A 3,301-nucleotide genomic window follows, 5' to 3' on the forward strand; every position below is an offset into this window, starting at 1 on the left:
CTTCCGCGTGTTCAGAGGGCCAGGTGCCGGCGTAGGGCCACGTCGATCTCGGTCATTCGCTGACGCGGGACCGAACCGACAGGTCGCAGCAGCCTCTCCGGAGCGAGAGCGCGTACCTGCTCGCACTGCACCTTGGAGTCCTTCGGGAGCCCGCACTCCCCGGCGGGAAGCAGCACCTGGAACGGATGGACGCGGGACGTGTTCGTCGTCAGGGGGACCAACGTGATCACGCCCCGTCCGGTCCGCGACGCAGCCGCGTTGGCACCGTCGTTGGAGACGATCACGGCCGGGCGCGCCTTGTTGGCCTCGCTGCCGCGCGTCGGCTCGTAATCGACCAGGTAGATGTCACCGCGCTTCATCGGTCAGCCCATCCCCCGAGAACTGGTCCCAGAACTGGGCGTCCTCGCTCCCGTCCCACTCCGCGAACGCCTCGGTGTACTCCTGCTCGAGCTGTGCCTGCCGGAGCATTTCGATGGCGGCGTGTATCACAGCGGACCGGGAATCGGCCTCCGTACGCGCGGCGTACTCATCGACGAAGGTGACGTCCTCCTGCGGCAGGCTCACACTAATCTTCACACCCATGATGCTACCCGGAGTAGGACTCCATTAGCCACTCCACACCGAACTGCCACTCATGGAAGGATGACCGAACCCACACATAACGAGGAGATGACCGCGTGCCTGGCACAAACCTGACCCGCGAAGAGGCTCAGCAGCGGGCGGAGCTGCTCAGCGTTGACTCGTACGAGATCGATCTGGATCTCTCCGGCGCGCAGGAGGGCGGTACCTACCGGTCCGTGACCACGGTGCGCTTCGACGTCTCGGAGAACGGGGCCGAGTCCTTCATCGACCTGGTGGCGCCGACCGTCCACGAGGTGACGCTCAACGGGGACGCCCTCGACCCCGCCGAGGTGTTCAAGGACTCCCGGATCGCCCTGCCGGGGCTGCTGGAGGGGCGCAACATCCTGCGGGTCGTCGCCGACTGCGCGTACACCAACACGGGTGAAGGTCTGCACCGGTTCGTCGACCCGGTCGACGACCAGGCCTATCTGTACACCCAGTTCGAGGTTCCGGACGCCCGCCGCGTCTTCGCCTCGTTCGAACAGCCCGACCTGAAGGCCACCTTCCAGTTCACGGTGAAGGCGCCGGAGGGGTGGACGGTCATCTCCAACTCGCCCACCCCGGAGCCCAAGGACAACACCTGGTCCTTCGAGCCGACGCCCCGTATCTCCACGTACATCACGGCGCTCATCGTCGGCCCGTACCACTCCGTCCACAGCGTGTACGAGAAGGACGGGCAGTCCGTGCCGCTGGGCATCTACTGCCGTCCGTCACTCGCCGAGTTCCTCGACTCGGACGCCATCTTCGAGGTGACCCGGCAGGGCTTCGACTGGTTCCAGGAGAAGTTCGACTACGCGTACCCGTTCAAGAAGTACGACCAGCTGTTCGTACCGGAGTTCAACGCGGGCGCGATGGAGAACGCCGGGGCCGTCACCATTCGGGACCAGTACGTCTTCCGGTCCAAGGTCACCGACGCCGCGTACGAGATGCGCGCCGAGACCATCCTGCACGAGCTGGCCCACATGTGGTTCGGCGACCTCGTGACGATGGAGTGGTGGAACGACCTGTGGCTGAACGAGTCGTTCGCCACGTACACCTCCATCGCCTGCCAGGCGTACGCCCCCGGCTCGCGCTGGCCGCACTCCTGGACCACGTTCGCCAACTCCATGAAGACCTGGGCGTACCGGCAGGACCAGCTGCCGTCCACGCACCCGATCATGGCCGAGATCCGCGACCTGGACGACGTGCTCGTCAACTTCGACGGCATCACGTACGCCAAGGGCGCGTCCGTGCTGAAGCAGCTCGTCGCGTACGTCGGCATGGACGAGTTCTTCCGGGGCGTACAGGCGTACTTCAAGACGCACGCGTACGGCAACACGCGCCTGTCCGATCTGCTGGGCGCCCTGGAGGAGACCTCGGGCCGCGATCTGAAGGCCTGGTCGAGGGCGTGGCTGGAGACGGCCGGGATCAACGTCCTGCGCCCCGAGATCGAGACGGACGAGCACGGCGTCATCACGTCGTTCGCCGTCCGCCAGGAGGCCCCGGCGCTGCCCGCGGGCGCGAAGGGCGCGCCGACGCTGCGCCCGCACCGGATCGCGGTCGGCCTGTACGAGCTGGATGACGACAGCGGCAAGCTGGTGCGCGACGACCGCGTCGAGCTGGACGTCGACGGCGAACTGACCGCCGTGCCGCAGCTGGTCGGCAAGCGCCGCCCGGCCGTGATCCTCCTCAACGACGACGACCTGTCGTACGCGAAGGTCCGTCTGGACGAGCAGTCGCTGGCGTTCGTCACCGAACACCTCGGCGACTTCGGGTCCTCCCTCCCCCGCGCCCTGTGCTGGGCCTCCGCCTGGGACATGACGAGGGACGCGGAGCTGGCGACCCGGGACTACCTCTCCCTGGTCCTGTCCGGCATCGGCAAGGAGTCGGACATCGGTGTCGTGCAGTCGCTGCACCGCCAGGTGAAGCTGGCGATCGACCTGTACGCCGACCCGACGGGCCGCGAGGCGCTGCTCACCCGCTGGACCGACGCGACCCTCGCGCACCTGCGCTCCGCCGAGCCGTCCTCCGACCACCAGCTGGCCTGGGCCCGGGCGTTCGCCGCGACCGCCCGCACTCCCGAGCAACTGGACCTCCTGGAGGCCCTGCTGGAGGGGACCCAGACCATCGAAGGGCTGGCCGTCGACACCGAGCTGCGCTGGGCGTTCGTCCTGCGGCTGGCGGCGGTGGGCCGGTACGACGAGGCGGAGATCGCCGGCGAGTACGAGCGCGACAAGACGGCCGCCGGTGAACGCCACGCCGCCACCGCCCGCGCCTCCCGCCCGACCCCGGAGGCCAAGGCGGAGGCCTGGGCGTCGGTCATCGACTCCGACAAGCTCCCGAACGCCGTCCAGGAGGCGGTCATCGGCGGCTTCGTCCAGACCGACCAGCGCGAACTCCTCGCCCCCTACGCCGACAAGTACTTCGAGGTCGTCAAGGGCATCTGGGACTCCCGCTCCCACGAGATCGCCCAGCAGATCGCCATCGGCCTCTACCCGACCATCCAGGTCTCGGAGGAGACCCTCCGCAAGACGGACGCCTGGCTGGCCTCCGCCGAGCCGAACGCGGCCCTCCGCCGTCTCGTCTCCGAGTCCCGCGCGGGCGTGGAACGCGCCCTGAGGGCCCAGGCCGCGGACGCGGCGGCGGCCGTGGAGTAAGCCGCGCGGAGTCCGCCTCACGGCGAGCAGTCCGTCGTACGACG

The 3,301-nt window shown here is 68.5% G+C and carries 3 protein-coding genes; 1 reads left to right on the forward strand and 2 read right to left on the reverse strand.

Annotation, left to right across the window (positions count from 1 at the left end):
- Positions 1-11: 11 nt before the first annotated feature.
- Together STRIP9103_RS35735 and STRIP9103_RS35740 are read right to left on the reverse strand one after the other, a co-directional pair.
- The gene (locus STRIP9103_RS35735) at positions 12-359 is read right to left on the reverse strand and encodes a type II toxin-antitoxin system PemK/MazF family toxin (RefSeq protein ID WP_048821585.1); all 348 of its coding nucleotides are present in this window, start codon (positions 357-359) and stop codon (positions 12-14) included.
- Positions 346-576 carry a ribbon-helix-helix domain-containing protein gene (locus STRIP9103_RS35740; RefSeq protein WP_048821586.1) on the reverse strand — a complete coding sequence of 77 codons (231 nt, stop codon included), beginning with the start codon at positions 574-576 and terminating at the stop codon, positions 346-348. The genes STRIP9103_RS35735 and STRIP9103_RS35740 overlap by 14 nt, the downstream gene beginning before the upstream one ends.
- Before the next feature lie 101 nt (positions 577-677).
- Here STRIP9103_RS35740 and pepN point away from each other — a divergent pair, with 101 nt between their 5' ends.
- Complete coding sequence (gene pepN, locus STRIP9103_RS35745) at positions 678-3,257, forward strand: aminopeptidase N (RefSeq protein ID WP_009330388.1); 2,580 nt, start codon at positions 678-680, stop codon at positions 3,255-3,257.
- Positions 3,258-3,301: the final 44 nt, after the last annotated feature.

The sequence above is a fragment of the Streptomyces ipomoeae 91-03 genome (assembly GCF_000317595.1).
GTDB lineage: Bacteria > Actinomycetota > Actinomycetes > Streptomycetales > Streptomycetaceae > Streptomyces > Streptomyces ipomoeae.

Coding starts and splice junctions, on each gene's coding strand:
- STRIP9103_RS35735 (WP_048821585.1), bottom strand. CDS start 359: ATGAAGCGCGGTGACATCTACCTGGTCGATTACGAGCCGACGCGCGGC.